The sequence below is a fragment of the Bdellovibrio sp. KM01 genome (genome assembly GCF_013752535.1).
In the GTDB taxonomy this organism is placed as follows: Bacteria; Bdellovibrionota; Bdellovibrionia; order Bdellovibrionales; family Bdellovibrionaceae; genus Bdellovibrio.
This window is the reverse complement of the sequence record NZ_CP058348.1, coordinates 1,003,198-1,022,005: the sequence shown is the minus strand read 5'-3', so window position 1 is coordinate 1,022,005 and position 18,808 is coordinate 1,003,198. Positions and strand designations below refer to the sequence as shown.

Here is an 18,808-nt window from a genome sequence, read left to right as displayed (position 1 = left end):
ACATTCGATTTTGGGACAGTGTCGATCTGAATTTCTGAGTGTTTATTTTGTTCTTACAACAATTACCGGTACACGTGCAGACAACATCACTCGACGAGTAGTACTGCCTAGAAATGCTTTTAAGAATCGTCCGCGAGAATGAGTTCCCATGACAATAAAATCCGCGTTCTGCCAGTCATTCTTTTTTAGGAACTTAGACACTTCGACTTCTTCATAAGCTATGTGCCCTGTAACCTTAAGGCCCTGATTGTTATAAGCTTTGATTTTTCGTGCCATTGAAGTTTCTGCAAACTCTTTCATTTCATCAAACAGTACTTCGACTCCAGCACTTTTCACTCTTTGAGAGTACAGCATATCTTTCATGTGTTTGATTTGATCACCGACCGAATGGAACAGCACAATCTCCGCGTTTAATCGCTTTGCAAATTTCGCAGCGAACCTTTCCGCGCCCCCCGAGGAACCAGACAGATCCGAGATCACCAAAATTTTTAAGCTTTTCTTCTCGATACTGTAGTCTGCTTCGACGGCATGGGATCCAAGAATCACCACTGGCAATTCAGCATTGCGCACAATTTCTTCGGCCACACTTCCAAGAAAAGTTCTCTTTACTCCCGATCGTGCCCGGGTACCCATAACAAGCATTTCGACATTGGGATCTTTGACTTCCTTGAGTATCGTCTCAACCGGACGTCCCTTAATAATTTCAATATCCGATTTTTTGTCGACAGCCGTAATGACTTCTTTGGGAATATCCAGGACGGCAATTGTTCTTACCTTATTTTTTAGTCTCTGAGCTAAATCATTAGTAAACTTTCGCAAAACACGAGATCGTTCTTTCGCTTCTTCTTTTTTTGCAAAAACATCATCACACAGAAGTATCGTCTTAGTGGGCATAGCCCCTCCTCGTATTTTTCAACAGAATACAAGCTGGACTGAGATTTCATAAGGATGTTTGAAGTGCATTTTCACAAGAACAGGGTAGTATTTTGCATTTTCACTATTCTGCGATATCTTGCACAAATGAAATCGCCATCGACCCGTCTTGTTCTGTTAACAACCTTCCTATTATCCTTAACGGCGCAAGCGGCAACATGTCCTCAACCTTTGAAAATTTCAATGGCAGAAAGTTGGCCGCCAGCAATTCATAAGTTGATCGAGGGATTTCGGCAACCGTTCAAAGACATTGGTTGTGAGATTGTATTTAAAAAAATTCCTTTGTCGCGCTCCCTATTAATGGTCTCCAAAGGCGAACTCGATGGGGACACATTTCGGATTGATGGATTGGGAAGTGATCTCCCGCACCTCATCCGGGTTCAGACACCTATGGCGCGCCTGAAATACTATTTATACAAAAAAAGAGGAGCCCCACTGGATCTCGAACAGCCAAGTTCCTTAAGTGGGCGGAAAACCTGCCTAACTCTAGGCAACAGATTGCGATCACAGGTGGCTAAAGAACTCCACTTGGAAGTCATTGAAGCGGCAAATACCTTTCAATGCTTAAAAATGCTGGCCAATGGCAGAGTCGATGTTTTCTTAGGTCCCACAATTGAGGTGCAAGATCCGACTCTAAAAGAATATAACGAAAGCCTTGCGCGCTCGAGCAAGCCTTACGTAACTGCCAATCTATATATCTATTTAAATGATCGACACGAAAAGATCGCGCGTGAACTGGAACCACTGATGAAAAAGTATTTAGTCACGGACGCTCTCTAATGCTATAGCAAGTCGTCAATTAAAGACTTAATTTGCGACAGCATATTAGGTTGCCCCAAAGGTTTACTTCGGGCTTCGCGTTGGGCTTTGGCTTCTTTCACGGCCGCGGCAGCAGCTTCTCCACGTTGTTGTGGACGTTTTGATTTTTTCTCGCGCAAAGCATCTGGTTTAAATGTCGGCGCCCATTTGTCAGAAATGATATGACCCGCACGAGCTTTCTGTGTGGCCGAGACGAAAACTTCTTCTCCGCCATTCACCATCACAAAGCGATATTGAATTTCATGTTGGTATTTAAGCCAAACTTCGGCTGTGTATTTGACAGACTTTTTGGTTTCCACAGACTTTAAAGCAAAGCGTTGTTGAAAACCATATTCGTCACTGACTTCAAAAAATACGGAATCCCCATCGTGAAGCACGATGGATAACAATTCCACATTGGTGACGACTTTATCACCAATGGGTTTTGTTGAATCTACGAATAAAGGATTAAGACTGCCTACGCCCACATTTCCACAGCAAGATTAGCTAAAGCCTGACCTGCAGGATTTCTTGGCGAGTACTGAAGCATTGGTTTGTGATTGTGATGCGCTTCTTCAACCACGATGGAATCCGGAATGTAGTTATTAAATACCGGGATCGTGTAGTTCGTGCGCAGATCATTGATTACTTTTTCCACAATCTTACGATTGCGGTATTTAGAAATAATGATGCCACGAACGTCAATTTTATGACCCAAACCTTGGTGGATGTTTTTCAACGTCTCAAGGATCAGCTCGATACCTTTTAAAGAAAAGTACTCGGGACAAATTGGAATCACGATATCTTTGGAAGCAATCAAGGCATTCACTGTCAAAAGCCCCAAAGACGGCGAACAGTCGATCACGATGATGTCGTATTGATCTTTGATCTCTGCCAAGCCACGTTTCAAAATACTCTCGCGACCGAATTTAGAAGCCAGGATGATTTCGATACCGCTTAACATGATTTCAGACGGAATCACATCAAAGCCAAAAGTTTCCGAAGGCACCACGGCGTCTTGGGCAGCCAGCTCGCCCGTCAAAACATCATAGATAGTATTTTCAAAATCCATGTCGCCAAAGATCGAGCGAGTCGCAGACGACTGCGGATCCAAATCAACCAGCAAAACTTTTTTGCCGTTGTGAGCCCATTGTGCAGCAACATTAATTGCTGTCGTAGTTTTAGCGACGCCGCCTTTTTGATTGATGAATGCTACGATTGATCCCATAAAAATCACCTCTTAATACGCAGTACTTTAGGCCAGCTTTAAACCAGATTGAAGGACAAGCGATTTGAGGGTGTGAATTCAAGCCAAAGGTCTAGTTAGTTCAAACAGAAGCAATTGCCGCGCAGCACAACCATCAAATCGTTAACATTGAGGTCTAAGAAATTAATGTAAAGCACCCCAAAGTTAATTGGCTCCCCTAACGTGAGTCGTGTTAGGAATTGAGAAATGAAAAGCTTCAGCGAAACGATTCAGACACTCATGAACGAAGTCACCAAAGACGCGCATATCGAATCCGCGTGGCTGACTTCAATGGCGCACATGGAGCATCTTGCTGCGGAAACCATCTTAGGGAATATTTCAAACTCCACTCCCCCTGAATTTTTGGAAGAGATCAAGGCCCATGCTGGCGATGAGCACCGTCATCGTGATGTGATCTTGGCGATCCGTCCTTTTGCTGAACCTTTGAATCAAGCTTATCAAGATCTGCGCACACGTTTTTGCGATATCATTGAAACATTCATCATGGGTTACTTTGGTAATCCAGAATTAGTAAAAGCGAACAATCGGTTCGCGGCTTACGTTCATGGCGCGATCACGATTGAGCAGTTTCCATTTCAAATTTATTCAGCCTACATCCCAAGCACCGGCTTTGCACATATTCGCGAAGCCATGCAATCAGTTTTAGACGACGAAACCGCCCACATACAGCTGGGCAGAAAATTTCGCAACTCTTTAACTGAACAAGACCGTCTGTCCCTGCAAGAGCTGCAAAGTATTGAAAAAGAAATGTGTCTGCTGATGGCCGAGCGCATGACAGATTTAATTCGTGAATTTCAGTCCCGCGCGCGAGGCCCCAGTGTCTCTGCCAAAGCGAGCGTCCGTTTAGCTTGGCTTCTGGGAGAGCGCCCGGCTGCCACTATCGCCTGGGTGCAAGCCTTAGGGCACAGTGAATCTGCCGCTGCAGAACACATGCAACAGGAATTCACTTCTCGCGGTCTAAATTTGCCTGCGCAAATGCCCGAGCACGTGGAAGATGAAATGCGCCACGCACGTATGCTTCACCGATCTGTCCTGATGGATCGTCGTCGTTTGATGATGGTTGAGGGGTATAAAGAACTCGATCACCGTTTAAATCGTCAGTTACAAAGATATCTGACTCGTTATTTCAGCGCTTTGGTTCGTGAAATCAAAGATGCCGATATGCTTTATCTGTACGGAGCCTGGGGTCTTGAGATGCGCGTATTTAAACACTATAGCGACATCATCAAATGGACTGACAACGTGGGAGTGGCTCACACGATCACCTCTATCCTTGAAGACGAAGCCGAGCACACGCAAATGGTGAATACGGCGTTAAATGAACAGCGTCTGCTAAATCCGGAACTTTTGAAATTTGTCCGTCAAACCGAAGAAGAAATCTTTGAAAAAGTCGCTGAAAACGCCATTGCGCTTTTGCTGGAGTTTGATCAAAAGGCGAACTTTGCTCCTCCATACAGACATGCTTATTCCACGACGCTGGCTAAGAATGTGAAAGTGCCGATTACAGAAGCTGAACCGATGATGGAGCTCCAATAATGGCTACGGCATATATTTTCCCGGGCCTGAATGCCTTGATTCGTAAATCAGATCGCAATCGGTTTACTCACCTGCCAGAAGTTCAATCTTATTTCACAAAAGCGGAAGACATTATTGCAAATCGTTTTGGTAAGAAATTTTCTTTTAAAGAATTCTTGGAACTTCCCACAGAAGAAATTTATTCCATCCATAACATCAGCCTTGCGGCGGTCGCTATCTGTGCAATTCAAGCCGGTGTTGCGGAACGCATGCGCGACCAGCATGGAAGCCCCGACTGGGTGATGGGATGCTCCTTGGGAGATTTAGCTCGGGCCGTGTTTGCCGGGGCTTACACCTTTGAAGACGCCATTTATAATCATATTCATTTCACTCAAAAAATCGATGGTATAGATCAAATTGGTCGCAACATCGGAGTCCTGGCGCCTAAGGGCGAAATTTTTAGCGAAGAAGACTATCGGTGGTTTGATGAAGTCGCAGTCGACGTGTCTTGCTTAACTCCGCGCTTTTTGAATGTCGGCGGCAGATACGCTGATTTAGGCAAAGTGGAAGAGCGTGCAAAAGAAAAAGGCTGGAACACGATGAACATCCTCGATTATCCAGCTCACTCTCGCTATATCCTGCCTTATGTGCGCGCGGTGGAAAGTGACTTTGCCGAGGTGCAAACATACCGCCCGCAGATTCCTGTTTTCTCAAGCTTAAGTGCCCAACCTTTGGAAGATCCAACAATCATCAAGGAAGAATTTCTGCTTTCTATTACGCGCACCATTCATTGGTCACAAGCAGTGCAAAAGCTGGTGAATGAAAAGGGTATCACCACATTCATCAACATCGGCCCGTGTCGCTCGCTTTCGGGACTAATGCGAGATATTCCGGTGAGCGTAGAAACTAAAGAAGCTTACGAATTGCTAATCTAAACGCGCTTGTTATTCGACACCCCCTATTGATATGTGCAAACCATATCGATAGCGTTGTCCGCATGACTGATGAAACGACTCTCACGGAATTTGAGAAAGAAATCTCCGATCTTGTTTTTAAAGAAAACTACCCTTGTATCGCAGCCCTTAAAACGCTCTCCACGGGACAATGCCGCATGGGAATGTTTGGCGTCTTGGGAGCCGGAGATCAGAGCGCGCGTTTAGCGGCAGATCTTTTAGCTCTTCGAGATGAACAAAAAAAGACCGGTTCATTAGAGCTTAGTTACTTTGCTGTTTTTCCTGATTTAATCGACATGGATGAGGAAGATTTCGAAAGACGTCTGTGGAAGGAGCTTTCGCATCTGACAGAGGTTCCCCATATTGATCAATCTTGGGACACCGCCTTTAGCGATAATCCTGAAGACAAAAACTTCTGTTTTAGTTTAGGGGGCACCGCTTTCTTTGTGGTGGGCATGCATCAGCAAAGCTCTCGCCTGTCGCGTCGGATTCGATATCCGACATTGGTATTTAATGTCTATGAACAGTTTAAGGAATTGGACCGCCGAAATCGTTATCAACCGATGATTCAAGCCAATCGCAAAAGAGATATTCTATTTCAAGGCGATGTGAATCCCATGAGTGAAAAGTATAATGATCATTGGGAAGCCATTCAGTTTTCCGGTCGGAACAACAGCGCAGACTGGGTCTGTCCTTTTCATAAGGGAGCGGGAAAATAAATCTAAATATAATTCCTCCTCAATCGGGAGCTTCATTTCTGTTGAAAAAGGATCAGCACTTGAAGGTGACGGATCCATTCGGCGAACAGGTCGCGGACTTGTTTTGCTTTAATGCCTCTGACCCTTCCGAAAGTCTGTCGTCCGGAAGATCGATTGATTATAATGATCGAATTTTTCTAACTAAGGGACACAAGCTTTATTCACAAAGAAGCAATCCCCTGCTGGAAATTATTGAAGACACCTGTGGTCGTCATGATTTCCTGATGACTCCTTGTAGTCTGCGTATGTTTCAAATTGTCGCGGGTAATGATGACTACCACCCGAGCTGCCATGAAAACTTATGTAACGCATTTTCTAAATATGCGATTCAACCCGATCATATCTCAACGACGTTCAATATCTTTATGAATGTGACAGTTAGCCCAGAGGGAGCTTTAGAAATACTGCCTCCGAAATCGAAACCTGGCGACTATATTGTGTTTAAAGCTTTAACGGATTTAATCGTTGGCTTAACGGCATGTTCGCATGAGGGTTCAAACAACGGCTCGTTCAAACCCATTCATTATCAGGTCACCGATATTTTTTCATAGAACTAGGGCGGCGTTGGAAGCAGCCCTGTTTTTAGAATACGCTTTTTACTGGTATCTAACAATAAAAGCCCCAATGGCGTTATCGAAAGATTGATCGACCGATAGGTCGCCAGCTGCGACGGTAAAACCCATCCGGCCGTAGAGATTTGCTGAAAGCCTTGCGTGGAATGTGCTGCCCAAACTTGCGCTACTTGATTAAGAGTTGAGGATTCAGCCGCTGCAAAGTAACTCCATCCGGTGCTGACGTCATAGACTGCATGTGTCCAATAAGAAACTGTCGGAGCTCCTGGAAGAGTGCCAAAGTTTATCACATCATAAATTCTGGGGTTCGCTGATTCGGTGGCGACGGTGATTTTGCGCAGTCTGTTTCCATCGAAAATTAAAAGGTCTCCGTTGGCATCCGGCTGCATTCCATAGATATCACTTAAATACGATCCCAAAGCCAACTGCCCGTGATCAGTCGCCACATAGCTTGCAGCGCCGGCTCCACCAGCGATGGGCTGAATTTTTCCGGTAGTGCTGTCTGATTCAAAGATCCACAAGTCCGTTTGATCGTTCAAACCGGATGAGCCATAGAAATAAAGTTTTCCATTCGGAAGGAAAGTGCCAAGTTTTCTTGCTGCCATCAAATTATAACTGGTGCCCGTCGCATTAAATAGACCTGCTCCATATGCTGGATAGGCTGATGCGGCCGAAGTCGCCTGATAGTAATAAGGCCCGATCGCCAGAGTCTGCTCGACCGTGGCTGCTCCCCACCCAGAGAGATTGTATGAACTCCACAAGTTGGCCGGAGTTCCTGCAATCTGAGAAAACGCTGCAATACCCGCGGAGGACACGGTTAATGAAGCATACGCAGAACTATTACCGGCAGATCCGTGAAACCCCGTCGAGATAGTGTCAATGTATTCAGATCCCGGTGTCGACGTATTGACATGCAAGCGTCGCAAATGTCTTGGTCCACGCACGTAAAGATTATTACCTGTCGCTTCGTAAGCTATACTGGATATTTGCGTGAAGGCCGTTTTATTGACGTCAGTACCATTTCCGTAAGTAAAGAATGGTGTACCCGCAATGGCGGAATTGGTAAAGACACCTTCATCATCCACCACTTTATAAAGTTCATTGGTCGTTGTTGAAAAGGCATAAATAAAATCTTTAGCCGCGCCCAGAAAATAGATCGTCGACATGTTTTTATAATGCTTGTCCAAATTAAAAGTAGCAGACCAGGTTTCAGTCGTGAGATCAAAGTAAGCAATTTTATTTCCCTCATACTGGGCCCTGATGCAATAAATCTTATTCGGTTGAGATGCCACCTGGGTGCAACGATTAAAAAATGTGCCCCAAGTATTTGTGGTCATACCCACCTGCGCAATTTTATATTTGCCGTAAGCGCCCTGCTGTTGCAGCTCGAAAGTACTGCCGTTGACCTGAATCCAAATTTTTTGCAAATCAGGTCTTACCAGAGTCAAATAAAGATCCGAAGTAGGACACGGGATGGGTGAAGCATCCGCCATCGTACCCACAGCCCCCAGAGTTCCGCATGCGCCTGGATTTCCTAACACCAGTACCGGATCCTTATTCGTAGAATTCAGATCAACCATATAAAAGGCTTCGTTCGAAAAATAAAACAAATGTCCTGTCTTTACATACCGTAAAGCAGAGGCTTGTTCTTTATTTAAAACGGCGCTGTTTGAAATGATCGTCGGTAGCTGCTTACTCCACAGAACGGTCCTATCAGAAATACGAATACGGGCAACGAGCGAACAAGCAAAACTAAATACAAGCATTTGGTCTGATTCATTAATATCCAGAATTACGGGAGCCGTGAACTTTCCACCGACGACATCGCAAGAAGCGGTGTATGGTTCTCCCATCCACGAGGTTACCAGACCTGTCTCGGAATTCACCGTCGAAATACTATTGAACTTAGTAAAATACATTTTATTTTGCGAATCTGCAAAATACCCGAAAGCTCCTAGCGAAACGTTAGCTGTTAAATCCGCAGCATTAATATGAACGCCATCATTTAAATTTCCAGGCTCCCCCACCAGGACGGTCCACTTGGAATTCACTGCATTTGAAATTGCGCTGGTGACCACGCCGGCTTCGGAGGCACAACTAACCAAAATTTTTAAAGGCATGGACGCTAAGATATTTTGGCCCGTGGGAGTCACAGTTGGCAAATTCCAGGCGTAGGAACCAGTCGTCGCACTTAGATTATTGGGAAGGTTTTCCGCGATGATGTGAAAACTGATGCCATCATCAACAGTATATTTAATCGAGCGAATAGGATTTGCCGCCAACGGAATGGGACCAGCACCAGGGCTGCACGACCATTGAATGGGAATTGTGCTATTGCCCGGGGAATAATTTTGCCCGCCGACTGGAGAAGAAATCGTGATGATCGGAGGATTTCCCAAATCCAGAGTAATAGAATCCGACAAGGAATTACTGACAGTACCCGCGGCATTTCGTACTTGAGCATAAAGAGTCTTAAGGCCGCCGGGATTTTTCAAAGTGACCGTGCCATTCGCCGAAAAGGGTACCCAGGTCGCATCCGAAAAATCTGCGAGCTCCGAAAATCTGACACCTGTGATTGCGGCAAATGAAGATGTGGCCGTTAATTGGGTTGTTGTATAGGCGAAACCGATGGTGGTCGCGCCATTGGCAATAGAAAAAGACGAGAGCGTCACCACCCCGGAGTCCACGATCCAGCTGTATGTCAAAGTGCTGATGTTACCGACAGTATCAGAAGCTTTTATGGAAAAACTGTGAGTACCTTGTGAAAGGGAATTAAAAGAAATGCCACTTATGCAAGGGACATAGGGATCAGAATCAATCTTACACTCGTAACCAACAAAGGCGCCTCCGCCGGTTTCGGTATTTGTAAAATTAAACGTCGCTGAAGTGCTGATCGTAGCAGCCGCGGGCTTTGCCGTCAGTTGAATTGAAGGTGCTGTTAAATCAACAGTCCAAGAATAAGTAAAGACGGCAGAACGATTTCCCGCGGCATCCACCGCGCGAATTTTATAAGTATGAGTGTCTTGCGTAAGACCCACCAAAGGGACCAGCGGAGCACAAGCTGCAAACGAACTCGTTGAATTAGTAAGAGTCGTGTGCTCACACTCATAACCTACGATTGTGGATGTGGCGTCAGTAGCCTCAAAGTTAAAAGATGCGCTTGCTAAATTATTAACTGCCGTTGGAGTTAGTGACACAGTTAAAACGGGAAGATCCGTGTCCACTGTCCAGGCAACCGAAGATTCTTTATGGGACTTCCCTGCTGAATCAGTGACCATCACTTTGAACGTATGCAAACCTGAACTCAAACTCGACAGAGACACAGGGCTACCACATGAATACCAATCCGAACCGTCTAAGGAGCATTTATAAACAGCCTGCGATGACAACGAAGAATCAAATTCAAAAACAGCCGTCGTGTTTGCGGAATAGCTCGAGGGCTTCAGGGTGAAAAAAGCCTGGGAGGCGACGTCAACCAACGTCAATTCCAGCGTACACGAAGACAGCAAAAAAAACAGCGTAAGCCCCAGATAGGCAAGATACCGTCTTAGCGTTTCAAATACGTACAAATAGGTTAAATGAAACATGTGCTATTGATCGGTATTTCTTGACAGATATTGAGGATTCTTGATTTCTTTGTTCGGTGTTCTTCGGTGAACTTTATGATTGCGACTCAATGCCAAACAGGTATGTGAGATGAAGTACTAACTGAGACGATTAAATTCTTCCTTCACTTCATTTAAAACAATGCAAACTCAGCTTTCGCATCAGGCCTATTTGATTGGCTTCTTGGCAATCGACAGGAAGTAGGCGTTTTCGCTTTTCTTGGTGGCTCTAACTTTTTTGCCAGATTTTGATTTTGCTTTCGGAGTGTCGCTTTTAACTTTCGGCCCATCGAATTTAACGGTCAGCCCCAGAAGAGGATTGTGTTTCGCGATTTCACGCATCAACTGCTTTACTTGGTCTTCAAAGTCTTCATTCTCGGCCGGGATATATAACCAGTCTTTGTTCGCCGGATGATTTTCCAAGAACAGGTACTTTAGGAAAAACGCATTCTGCGCCTTTTTCTCAACTGGAAAAATCGCGCCATTATAAAGTTCAAAAGGATAGCTGACACCTTTATGTTCATAAAGCCCTTTGCGCTCCACCAGTATCAAGACCAGTTTCATATCCAGGTAATATGCCATTCCCCCATGCTTGGGAGCGGCATCGTATCCCGGAGGTAAAAGCTCCTCGATCCACAGTAAATTATTGAGCGGGCTATCTTCGAACATCATCATCATTTTAATACAAAAGCTTAAAAAATACTGCAATGAAATCATTCTGGATCTTTGCACTTTTGATCACCCTAACTGGCATCAAATCATTTGCGGAAGAGACCCCTCAGCAAAAAATCAATGCGAAGCCCTCAGCGACTTACGAACAAACTATGAAGAACTATGCGAATAAAACCAAAGAAGTAAAAAAGGATTTGGACAAGGCCTCTCAAGAACGCCAAAAGCAACTTGAGGCAGCAGACAAGGCTTTAGATTCCAATTAGAAGAATCGACGCCTTCGTGTGTATCTAATTGAGACGCATACGTTTGGTTTTTAAATATTACCAACCAAAAACATCGTCTTTTGTCTGGGAACGCCGATGAGATAAATGCAGCATTTGAGGAGCTTCATGAGTTTTCTAAAATATGCATTTTATCCACTCACTATCGCGCTATCCTTTGCCTTTTTTGCGCTGTCATCCTCCTTTATTCCTTCTCTTCCCGTCAGAACTTTACTGAGTGTCGCATTTGGTTCATCACTTATTTGGATTGCCGAATACTGGGTGCCTTTTAAAAAAGAATGGGTGGGTTTCGATAAGCAGGCAAAGCTTGATGGCATGTACCTATTTGGTGTGCACGCATTTCTGGGCCGCTTGGTTGAAGCGAGTGCATTAGCCTTTATAATTTACCTTCAACAGCAAGGTGTATTTCCCTCAGCTGCTTTTTGGCCGAATGAGTGGCCCTTGATCCCACAAGTGATTTGCCTGATCTTCCTAAGCGAGTTTTTCCGCTATTGGTTGCACCGGGCCTGTCATGAAATTCCCTTTATGTGGAGTATTCATGCGGTCCATCACAGCCCACTTAAACTTTATTGGTGGAATGTCGGTCGTTTTCATCCGATTGAAAAAGTCTCGCAGCTTTGTTTTGAATCGATCTTGTTCCTGTTTTTAGGCGTCAGTCCCCTTGCCATGTCGGTTTACTTCATTTTTTATTCGGTGAATGGATTCTTCCAGCACTGTAACATCGATATCAAGCTTGGCTGGCTAAATCGCCTGATTTCGGGACCAGAGCTTCATCGCTTTCATCATTCTTACGAAATCCATGAGTCAAACAATAACTATGGCAATAAAACCAGTATTTATGATCAACTCTTTGGAACTTACTATTTACCAGATCTAATGGGACCGGCGCGCTATGGGTTGCAAAACCCGAACTACCCGCAAAATTTTATCGATCAAATGCGCGCGCCCTTTATCAAAGGCTTGGATAAAAAAGGATTCATTCGACGTCCGGAAGTCTTGCAGAGATTCTTTCAAGCGTTGATTAGATTTTCAGTTCACCGTCGCGGCAGTAAACTGCAAAATACATATTTCGCTGCAGGAAAAAACCTGCGCCAAACTCAAGAGAAGGTTCTTTTAAAGATTCTTGCCGATAACGGAACGACGGAATTTCTATCTCAGAAAAACGCTGGAGCGATCCAATCGATTGAGGATTTTCAGAAAGCCTTTCCGTTAGCTGAGTACGAGGCCTTCCGTCCTTACTTTGAAAAACAAGATCAACACAGTCAGTGGGGATTGATCACTCCCAAGCCCCTGTTTTATACGCAGACCAGTGGCTCCACGAGCGAACCAAAACTCATTCCGATTCTTAGTTCCACTCTGGAAAGTTATCGTAAAACGCAGGCCCTGTGGCTGTACCATGCTCATCTGATGGAGCCGCGATTTACCGAAGGTAAGTTCCTGGTGTTCTCGGGACAAAAGGTAGAAAAGATTCAGCCCTCCGGATTAGAAGTTGGTGCTACGACCGCGCATATCTATGCAAGCCTTCCCGGCTGGCTTACGAATATGTATGTCGTGCCTTATATGATTTATGGATTGGAAGATCCGACTTTAAAATATCTAAGCATCTTACGCTTGGTTTTAAGCCAGCGAGATATCACTTTTGTTGTTGCGGCAAACCCTTCCACTCTTTTAAAGCTTGAAGAGTTGGTAAACACTCACTTTGAATCATTGATCACTGACTTGGAAAAAGGTGGCTTCTCGCAGTTACATAATCTCCCTGCCACAGAACGAGCAGAAATAGCTGAACGCTGCACGGCGGATACCGAACGCGCTGCCGAGCTTCGTGAGATCAAAGCCCGCGAAGGAAAAATTCTGCTGAAGCATCTTTTGCCCAACACTCGCTTGGTCGGATGCTGGCAAGGTGGTAGCTGCAGATTAGCTTATGAAAAACTAAAAAAGAGTTTTGCTGAATCCGTACAGTACAAAGATGTGGGATATGTCGCCTCCGAGGGCCGCATGGCTGTGCCGATGCCCCATGATGACGGCGAACTGCCTTCACTCTTTGAATATTTCTTCGAGTTTCAAGAGGTCGACTCCGATGGCGATGCGAAGTCCGAAATCTTAACTCTGGATCAACTGCAGGTCGGAAAAGAATATCTGATTATCATCACCACACCGGCAGGCCTATATCGTTATCATATGAATGACATCATTGCCGTCACGGCCCTGCATGAAAAAATTCCTTTGATCAAATTTAAGCGCAAAGGTTCAGGGGTTACGAGTATTACCGGTGAAAAACTTTACGAGAATCAGTTTTTAGAAGCGGTCTCCTTGATCAATAAAAAGTATCATCTGCATTTAGAAATGATGATGATCGCCCATGAGGAAAAAGCCCACTATATCGTATTCTGCGAATCCGATCTTAGCCGCGAGCGCTTGCAGGCCGTCGAAAAGGATTTAGATGAGGCGTTGTGCACCCAGAATATGGAATATCGGGCGAAAAGAGAATCGTTGCGATTGGGCCCTTGCCAAATTCACCCAATGAAAAAAGGCTTTTTTCAGGAATTCGGTCACCAAGAAATCACTTTGAAGAACATCCGCGAAGCGCAGTGGAAATTAAAGGCCTTAAACACCTTTACAAACTTCATCAAGATCCTGCCGAACTGGCAAGAGTGGCAGCGCCATGACTAGAGAATTAAAATATGCGATGGACGAGATTCCATTTAAAATCAAATTCACTCACGCCACATTTGAGCGCGAAGCTTCGAGCACCTTGTGGGTGACATTGAAATCAAACACCTTTGAAGGCCTGGGAGAATCTTGTCCCCGCCCTTATGTCACGGGTGAAACCAATGACAGCGTTGCGAAGTTCTTTAACGATCCTCGCGTACAAAAATTTGCTGATGCCAACTCCCCAGAAGAATTAAGTCGAATGATTTCGGCGGAGCGCACGTGGCTTGATCAGAATCCCAGCGCATTTTGTGCCCTGGAGCTTGCGTGGTGGGATCTTTACGGCAAAATCAAGAATCAATCTATTGAAAGTATTTTTCCTGGGACGCTTCACCGACAACGGCCCTCTAACACGATGGTCATTGGCTTAGGCACGCCTAAGAAAATGCTTAAAACATATTTACGCGGCTTGTTTTTAGGCTTTCGGGATTTTAAAATCAAAGTCTCCCCGGACTCTGCCAAGGAACTGATTCAGTTTCTGAATCATCCCGCAGTAGCAGCAACAAAGTTTATGAAGCCCCGAATCCGCTTGGATGCGAACAACTCATTTGCTTCGTTTAACGATCTGCAAGCAGTCTTAAATCAAATACCTTTTTCCATTTGGGCGATTGAAGAACCCTTTGCGGTCGACAATCACCAGGCTCAGGCAGATTTCTTAGAAAATTCTAAAAGCCTTTTGATCTTAGATGAATCTTTCATCACGGTCGCCGGACTTGAAAAATATCAAAAACACTTCTCCCGTATTTGCTTAAATGTTCGCATCTCAAAATTGGGTGGGCTGCTTAGAACTCAGGAGGCTTTGGCCTTTGCACAAAAGAACAATATTCTGTGGGGCTTGGGCTGTCAGGTCGGCGAAACGTCACTCCTTGCCCGCGCAGGCCTCTTAATCCTGCATAAGAACCCCCATCGTTCCCTCTTCTGGGAAGGAGCCTTCTCAGATCATCTTTTAAGTTACGATCCTTTCACTCCTAAAATTAAATTGGGACCGTGGGGCAAAATTTCTGGTGAAGCCAAGTTAAAAGGGCCAGGATTAAACCTGACCCCACTTAAAGATCATTTTAAAAAAATTTTTGAGTAGCTTAGCGGCGATCTACCAATTTCAACAAAGGGCCCGTCATAAAAGTTGTGACGAGCGCCATAATCACAAGCATCGTGAACAGTGTCGGTGTCAAAACTCCGATGGAAAGACCAATATTCAAAACGATCAGCTCGACCAAGCCCCGGGTATTCATCAACAGTCCCAACACCGCTGATTCTTTGGTGGAGTTTCCAGAGACTTTTGCTGCAGTAAAAGCTCCACCAAATTTTCCAAGAATGGCAAGCGCTATGATTGTAAAGCATAAAAACCAGTGCTCTGTTCCTGAAATAAGGCCAAGCTGAGTTTTTAAACCCGTTAGGGCAAAGAACGCGGGCAAAAACAAAATCGCAACAAAGTCTTGCAGACGAGCTGTGATGTCTTTCGCAATCAAACTGTCATACGGAATGATCGCACCAAACATGAACGCACCAAAGAAGGCGTGAATGCCGATAAGATCCGTCAACGTCGCTGAACCCATTGCCCCGAGCACGGCGACTGCAAGTAATGCCTGAGGCAATCTTTCTGAGGACTTTTCCAGACGAGGTAAAAATTTTTCGACCCAAGGGCGAACTATAAAAATCATCATCAAAACATATAAGATCGTTAAAATAATAGTGATGCCGGCTCCGCCCATGGAAGCCCCCAAAAGACCTGTAACCACCGCCACCAAACACCATGCCGTGATATCATCAATCGCGGCACACGTAAGGGCCAGATCTCCCAAACGAGTTTTATGCAAGTGTGAATCAGCGAGTATACGCGCCAAAACCGGAAACGCCGTGATCGACAACGAGACACCGATAAAAAGTGAAAACTCCAACGGACCGATACCCACTGGCGCATATCCAGAATAGATCTGATAGGCGAGCCCCAGCCCAAGAACAAAGGGCAGAAGGATGCTCATTTGTGAAATGAGTACTGCTGATTTGGCAGATTGGCGCAAACGCGGTAAATCCAATTCAAGTCCCATCACGAACAAATAAAGCGTGATGCCGACTTCAGCGATATTCTTTAAGAAAACCATGGCCTCCGGATGAAAAACCGACGCGGTAAATCCTGGAAAAAAGTAACCGACCACGGAAGGGCCCAGAATAATTCCACCCAGAACCTCGCCCATCACAGAGGGTTGACCCATTTTGCGGAAGAGCATTCCAAAGAAACGCGCAACAGAAATAACAATCACCAGAGTCAAAAAGCTTGGTACTAAATGTGGCATGGCTGAATAGTACATGGTAGTGTTTAGAAATGCTAGACATCTATATCGACGCTGACGGTTGCCCTGTAAAAGATGAAACTTATAAAGTGGCCGAGCGCTATCAACTGAAAGTATTCGTTGTTGCGAATAAATATCTGAATGTTCCGCAGGGCTCACGCGTGCAGATGATCGTGGCCTCCACTGATTTTGATGCCGCTGACGACTGGATTGTGGACCACGCCCAAAAAGGCGATATCGTGATCACTGCCGACATTCTGCTTGCCGAACGCTGCGTAAAAAAACAAGTGCGAGCGATCGGTTCAAAAGGTATTGAGTTTACAGAAGATAGCATCGGATCTGCCGTTGCCACTCGCGAGCTTATGCAGAACCTAAGACATATGGGTGAAGTTCGTGGCGGCCCCGCACCAATGGATAAAAAGGACCGCTCGAAGTTTTTGAGCACCTTGGATCAAGTGATCCAACAGTTGAAACGTTCTTAGTTACAGTATTTGCCCCAAGTGTTGGCCGTTTTGTCACCGACACCGATATGAAGTGAAGCACTTCCATAGTGTCCGATCGCACGAAGACGACCGACTTTACGCATTTTGCAGAGTTCTTTAAAAGCTACGTTTGCCATCGCATTGCTTGTGAAGCGCACGTCCACGGACGTTCCATAAGGATGTCTGCCAGCTGCACCTCCTACGTTTTTATTGTAGGGCTCTGGTCTCCACCAGTTATAGATCATCGCCACGGTAATGCCTTTAGCTTCAAGATCTTTAATAATGTTCACGGCAGCAATTGGAAACTGCCAAGTCCACTCATCTGGATGGACCAAGATATGTTCTTGTTCAGAGCCGTAAGTGCAAGAGAACGTGTTGTAGCTGCTTGGATTTGGACGAACCAATTGGTTACACCATGCAGAGTTTCCTGTTTTAGCGGCACATTGAGCAAGAAATTGATCTTTTTTCGTCAAACCCGTTTCGACGAAGCTCTCTTGTGTCTTCGTCGCTTTCAAGCAACCAAGTGCTTGAATGTCAGTATTGATGGTTCCGTATTCTTCGTGGATATGTTCAACGATATCTTCGGAATCAGATTGAGCAGTTTCAGAATTTTCAGATGTGTTTTGGGATTCGCCCTCAGAGCTTAATGATTGCTCTGTGTATGCTGGATCACCTTCGGCTTTAGAACAAGAAACAGTAGCAAGACCAACGGTGGAGATCATCATCAGTGTTAATAGGAAATTTTTCGTCATTGACCCTCACATTGTTGCGGTTGATTTGTGCAACTACAGCAGGGTGCCTTGCGAAAATGTCATTGTGGGGAAATTATGCCGTTTGACTGCTAGATCTAGAGGTTGGTTTTATAAACACGCGTAAGAATTGGCGACGAAGGTAGAGGTAATTGGAGAAGAGATCTCTTAAAAATAAAAAGGCGCACCTGTATGTAGATGCGCCTCACTTTATTTTTAAAAGCAGAAACTAGCGGTCGATACGTTTTTGCAAATGCTCGGGATACCGCGCGCCTTGAGCCTTTAAGTGCGAAGCTCCCTGTTGAATACTTTGTAGTTCTTTTGCTGAAAGTTGGATATCTGCGGCGGCAGAGTTTTCTTTCATGCGTTCAACTTTGGTTGTGCCAGGAATAGGAACAATCCAAGGTTTTTGCTCTAAGATCCACGCTAAAGCAATCTGACCTGAGGTCGCATTCTTTTCTTTAGCGATCGAAGTTAAAAGATCTACAAATGCTTGATTGGCTTTTAGATTCTCTTCGCTGAAACGAGGCACAATATTTCTAAAGTCCCCTTCGCCGAATTTTGTATCGGCATTAATCTTACCTGTTAGAAAACCTTTGCCCAAAGGACTGAAAGGAACGAAGCCAATTCCCAGCTCTTCAAGAGTCGGAATGATTTGATCTTCAGGTTCTCTCCACCACAAAGAATATTCACTTTGCAAAGCTGTCACGGGTTGAACTGCGTGGGCTTTACGAATATTCGCGACGCCAGCTTCAGACAAGCCAAAGTGCTTAACTTTACCCTCTTTGATCAGGTCTTTAACGGTGCCTGCGACATCTTCTATAGGTACACTGGGATCAACTCTGTGCTGATAAAATAAATCGATGTAATCGGTTTTTAGGCGCTTCAGTGATGCTTCACAGACTTCCCGAATGTGTTCGGGACGACTATCTAGCTCAGTCCAGGCACCCGTTTTAAAACCGAACTTAGTAGCGATCACGACTTTATCGCGAATCGGCTTTAAGGCCTCGCCCACGACTTCTTCGTTTGTATAAGGGCCATACACTTCCGCTGTATCAAAGAATGTAACGCCTTGCTCTGCTGTTGCTTGCACAACTTTCACGGCGTCGCTGTGGCTTAGCTTATTTGCATAGCCAAAACTTAAACCCATACAGCCAAAACCAATGGCTGATACTTCTAATCCGCTTTTTCCTAATTGACGTTTTTTCATTTCAAACTCCCCT

At 45.0% G+C, this 18,808-nt stretch carries 17 protein-coding genes; 9 read left to right on the top strand and 8 right to left on the bottom strand.

From position 1 onward, the window contains the following. Positions 1–42: 42 nt before the first annotated feature. Complete coding sequence (locus tag HW988_RS05050) at positions 43–894, bottom strand: universal stress protein (protein WP_181606488.1); 852 nt, start codon at positions 892–894, stop codon at positions 43–45. A 54-nt stretch (positions 895–948) separates the two neighbouring features. Here HW988_RS05050 and HW988_RS05045 point away from each other — a divergent pair, with 54 nt between their 5' ends. Next, on the top strand, positions 949–1,713 hold the full coding sequence (locus tag HW988_RS05045; RefSeq protein WP_220128801.1) for a hypothetical protein: 765 nt from the start codon (positions 949–951) through the stop codon (positions 1,711–1,713). 2 nt (positions 1,714–1,715) lie between these two features. Here HW988_RS05045 and HW988_RS05040 read toward each other — a convergent pair whose 3' ends face one another. Together HW988_RS05040 and HW988_RS05035 are read right to left on the bottom strand one after the other, a co-directional pair. After that, positions 1,716–2,219 (bottom strand): hypothetical protein, encoded by a 504-nt coding sequence (locus tag HW988_RS05040; RefSeq protein ID WP_181606486.1) that lies wholly within the window; start codon positions 2,217–2,219, stop codon positions 1,716–1,718. Next, positions 2,210–2,959: a ParA family protein gene (locus tag HW988_RS05035; protein ID WP_181606485.1), complete on the bottom strand. Its 750-nt coding sequence runs from the start codon at positions 2,957–2,959 to the stop codon at positions 2,210–2,212. The genes HW988_RS05040 and HW988_RS05035 overlap by 10 nt, the downstream gene beginning before the upstream one ends. 225 nt (positions 2,960–3,184) lie before the next feature. Between HW988_RS05035 and HW988_RS05030 the strand changes: the two genes are divergently transcribed. From HW988_RS05030 to HW988_RS05015, 4 genes are all read left to right on the top strand, one after another. Continuing rightward, the gene (locus tag HW988_RS05030; protein ID WP_181606484.1) at positions 3,185–4,534 is read left to right on the top strand and encodes a ferritin-like domain-containing protein; all 1,350 of its coding nucleotides are present in this window, start codon (positions 3,185–3,187) and stop codon (positions 4,532–4,534) included. Next, positions 4,534–5,448, top strand: coding sequence for an ACP S-malonyltransferase (locus HW988_RS05025; RefSeq protein WP_181606483.1), 915 nt, complete (start codon positions 4,534–4,536; stop codon positions 5,446–5,448). The genes HW988_RS05030 and HW988_RS05025 overlap by 1 nt, the downstream gene beginning before the upstream one ends. A gap of 62 nt (positions 5,449–5,510) precedes the next feature. Continuing rightward, positions 5,511–6,185 (top strand): guanitoxin biosynthesis heme-dependent pre-guanitoxin N-hydroxylase GntA, encoded by a 675-nt coding sequence (gntA, locus tag HW988_RS05020; RefSeq protein WP_181606482.1) that lies wholly within the window; start codon positions 5,511–5,513, stop codon positions 6,183–6,185. Continuing rightward, positions 6,182–6,775: a DUF1989 domain-containing protein gene (locus HW988_RS05015; RefSeq protein WP_181607597.1), complete on the top strand. Its 594-nt coding sequence runs from the start codon at positions 6,182–6,184 to the stop codon at positions 6,773–6,775. The genes gntA and HW988_RS05015 overlap by 4 nt, the downstream gene beginning before the upstream one ends. 2 nt (positions 6,776–6,777) lie before the next feature. Here HW988_RS05015 and HW988_RS05010 read toward each other — a convergent pair whose 3' ends face one another. Both HW988_RS05010 and HW988_RS05005 read right to left on the bottom strand, forming a co-directional pair. After that, a complete protein-coding gene (locus tag HW988_RS05010) occupies positions 6,778–10,092 on the bottom strand; it encodes a hemagglutinin (protein WP_220128800.1) in 3,315 nt (1,104 codons plus the stop codon). A gap of 477 nt (positions 10,093–10,569) precedes the next feature. Further along, positions 10,570–11,118, bottom strand: a complete 549-nt coding sequence (locus HW988_RS05005) for a hypothetical protein (protein WP_255490205.1) — start codon at positions 11,116–11,118, stop codon at positions 10,570–10,572. On the opposite strand from HW988_RS05005, the gene HW988_RS05000 reads away from it, so the two are divergent. The 3 genes from HW988_RS05000 (at position 11,109) to HW988_RS04990 (ending at position 15,141) form a co-directional block, all read left to right on the top strand. Beyond that, positions 11,109–11,336, top strand: a complete 228-nt coding sequence (locus HW988_RS05000) for a hypothetical protein (protein ID WP_181606479.1) — start codon at positions 11,109–11,111, stop codon at positions 11,334–11,336. The genes HW988_RS05005 and HW988_RS05000 overlap by 10 nt on opposite strands. 126 nt (positions 11,337–11,462) lie before the next feature. Then, positions 11,463–14,024: a GH3 auxin-responsive promoter family protein gene (locus HW988_RS04995; RefSeq protein ID WP_181606478.1), complete on the top strand. Its 2,562-nt coding sequence runs from the start codon at positions 11,463–11,465 to the stop codon at positions 14,022–14,024. Further along, positions 14,017–15,141, top strand: coding sequence for an enolase C-terminal domain-like protein (locus tag HW988_RS04990; RefSeq protein WP_181606477.1), 1,125 nt, complete (start codon positions 14,017–14,019; stop codon positions 15,139–15,141). Before HW988_RS04995 ends, HW988_RS04990 begins: the two co-directional genes overlap by 8 nt. A 1-nt stretch (position 15,142) precedes the next feature. Here the strand turns inward: HW988_RS04990 and HW988_RS04985 are convergent, their stop codons facing one another. Next, on the bottom strand, positions 15,143–16,357 hold the full coding sequence (locus tag HW988_RS04985) for a cation:proton antiporter (RefSeq protein ID WP_181606476.1): 1,215 nt from the start codon (positions 16,355–16,357) through the stop codon (positions 15,143–15,145). Between the two features lie 29 nt (positions 16,358–16,386). Between HW988_RS04985 and HW988_RS04980 the strand changes: the two genes are divergently transcribed. Further along, a complete protein-coding gene (locus HW988_RS04980; protein WP_181606475.1) occupies positions 16,387–16,836 on the top strand; it encodes a YaiI/YqxD family protein in 450 nt (149 codons plus the stop codon). Here the strand turns inward: HW988_RS04980 and HW988_RS04975 are convergent. Both HW988_RS04975 and HW988_RS04970 read right to left on the bottom strand, forming a co-directional pair. Next, positions 16,833–17,588, bottom strand: a complete 756-nt coding sequence (locus HW988_RS04975) for a hypothetical protein (protein ID WP_181606474.1) — start codon at positions 17,586–17,588, stop codon at positions 16,833–16,835. The two genes, HW988_RS04980 and HW988_RS04975, sit on opposite strands and share 4 nt — an antisense overlap. A gap of 226 nt (positions 17,589–17,814) precedes the next feature. Continuing rightward, on the bottom strand, positions 17,815–18,795 hold the full coding sequence (locus HW988_RS04970) for an aldo/keto reductase (protein WP_181606473.1): 981 nt from the start codon (positions 18,793–18,795) through the stop codon (positions 17,815–17,817). Positions 18,796–18,808: the final 13 nt, after the last annotated feature.

Coding starts and splice junctions, on each gene's coding strand:
- HW988_RS05050 (WP_181606488.1), bottom strand. CDS start 894: ATGCCCACTAAGACGATACTTCTGTGTGATGATGTTTTTGCAAAAAAA.
- HW988_RS05045 (WP_220128801.1), top strand. CDS start 949: ATGTTTGAAGTGCATTTTCACAAGAACAGGGTAGTATTTTGCATTTTC.
- HW988_RS05035 (WP_181606485.1), bottom strand. CDS start 2,959: ATGGGATCAATCGTAGCATTCATCAATCAAAAAGGCGGCGTCGCTAAA.
- HW988_RS05030 (WP_181606484.1), top strand. CDS start 3,185: ATGAAAAGCTTCAGCGAAACGATTCAGACACTCATGAACGAAGTCACC.
- HW988_RS05025 (WP_181606483.1), top strand. CDS start 4,534: ATGGCTACGGCATATATTTTCCCGGGCCTGAATGCCTTGATTCGTAAA.
- gntA (WP_181606482.1), top strand. CDS start 5,511: ATGACTGATGAAACGACTCTCACGGAATTTGAGAAAGAAATCTCCGAT.
- HW988_RS05000 (WP_181606479.1), top strand. CDS start 11,109: ATGAAATCATTCTGGATCTTTGCACTTTTGATCACCCTAACTGGCATC.
- HW988_RS05005 (WP_255490205.1), bottom strand. CDS start 11,118: ATGATTTCATTGCAGTATTTTTTAAGCTTTTGTATTAAAATGATGATG.
- HW988_RS04995 (WP_181606478.1), top strand. CDS start 11,463: ATGAGTTTTCTAAAATATGCATTTTATCCACTCACTATCGCGCTATCC.
- HW988_RS04990 (WP_181606477.1), top strand. CDS start 14,017: ATGACTAGAGAATTAAAATATGCGATGGACGAGATTCCATTTAAAATC.
- HW988_RS04985 (WP_181606476.1), bottom strand. CDS start 16,357: ATGCCACATTTAGTACCAAGCTTTTTGACTCTGGTGATTGTTATTTCT.
- HW988_RS04980 (WP_181606475.1), top strand. CDS start 16,387: ATGCTAGACATCTATATCGACGCTGACGGTTGCCCTGTAAAAGATGAA.
- HW988_RS04975 (WP_181606474.1), bottom strand. CDS start 17,588: ATGACGAAAAATTTCCTATTAACACTGATGATGATCTCCACCGTTGGT.
- HW988_RS04970 (WP_181606473.1), bottom strand. CDS start 18,795: ATGAAAAAACGTCAATTAGGAAAAAGCGGATTAGAAGTATCAGCCATT.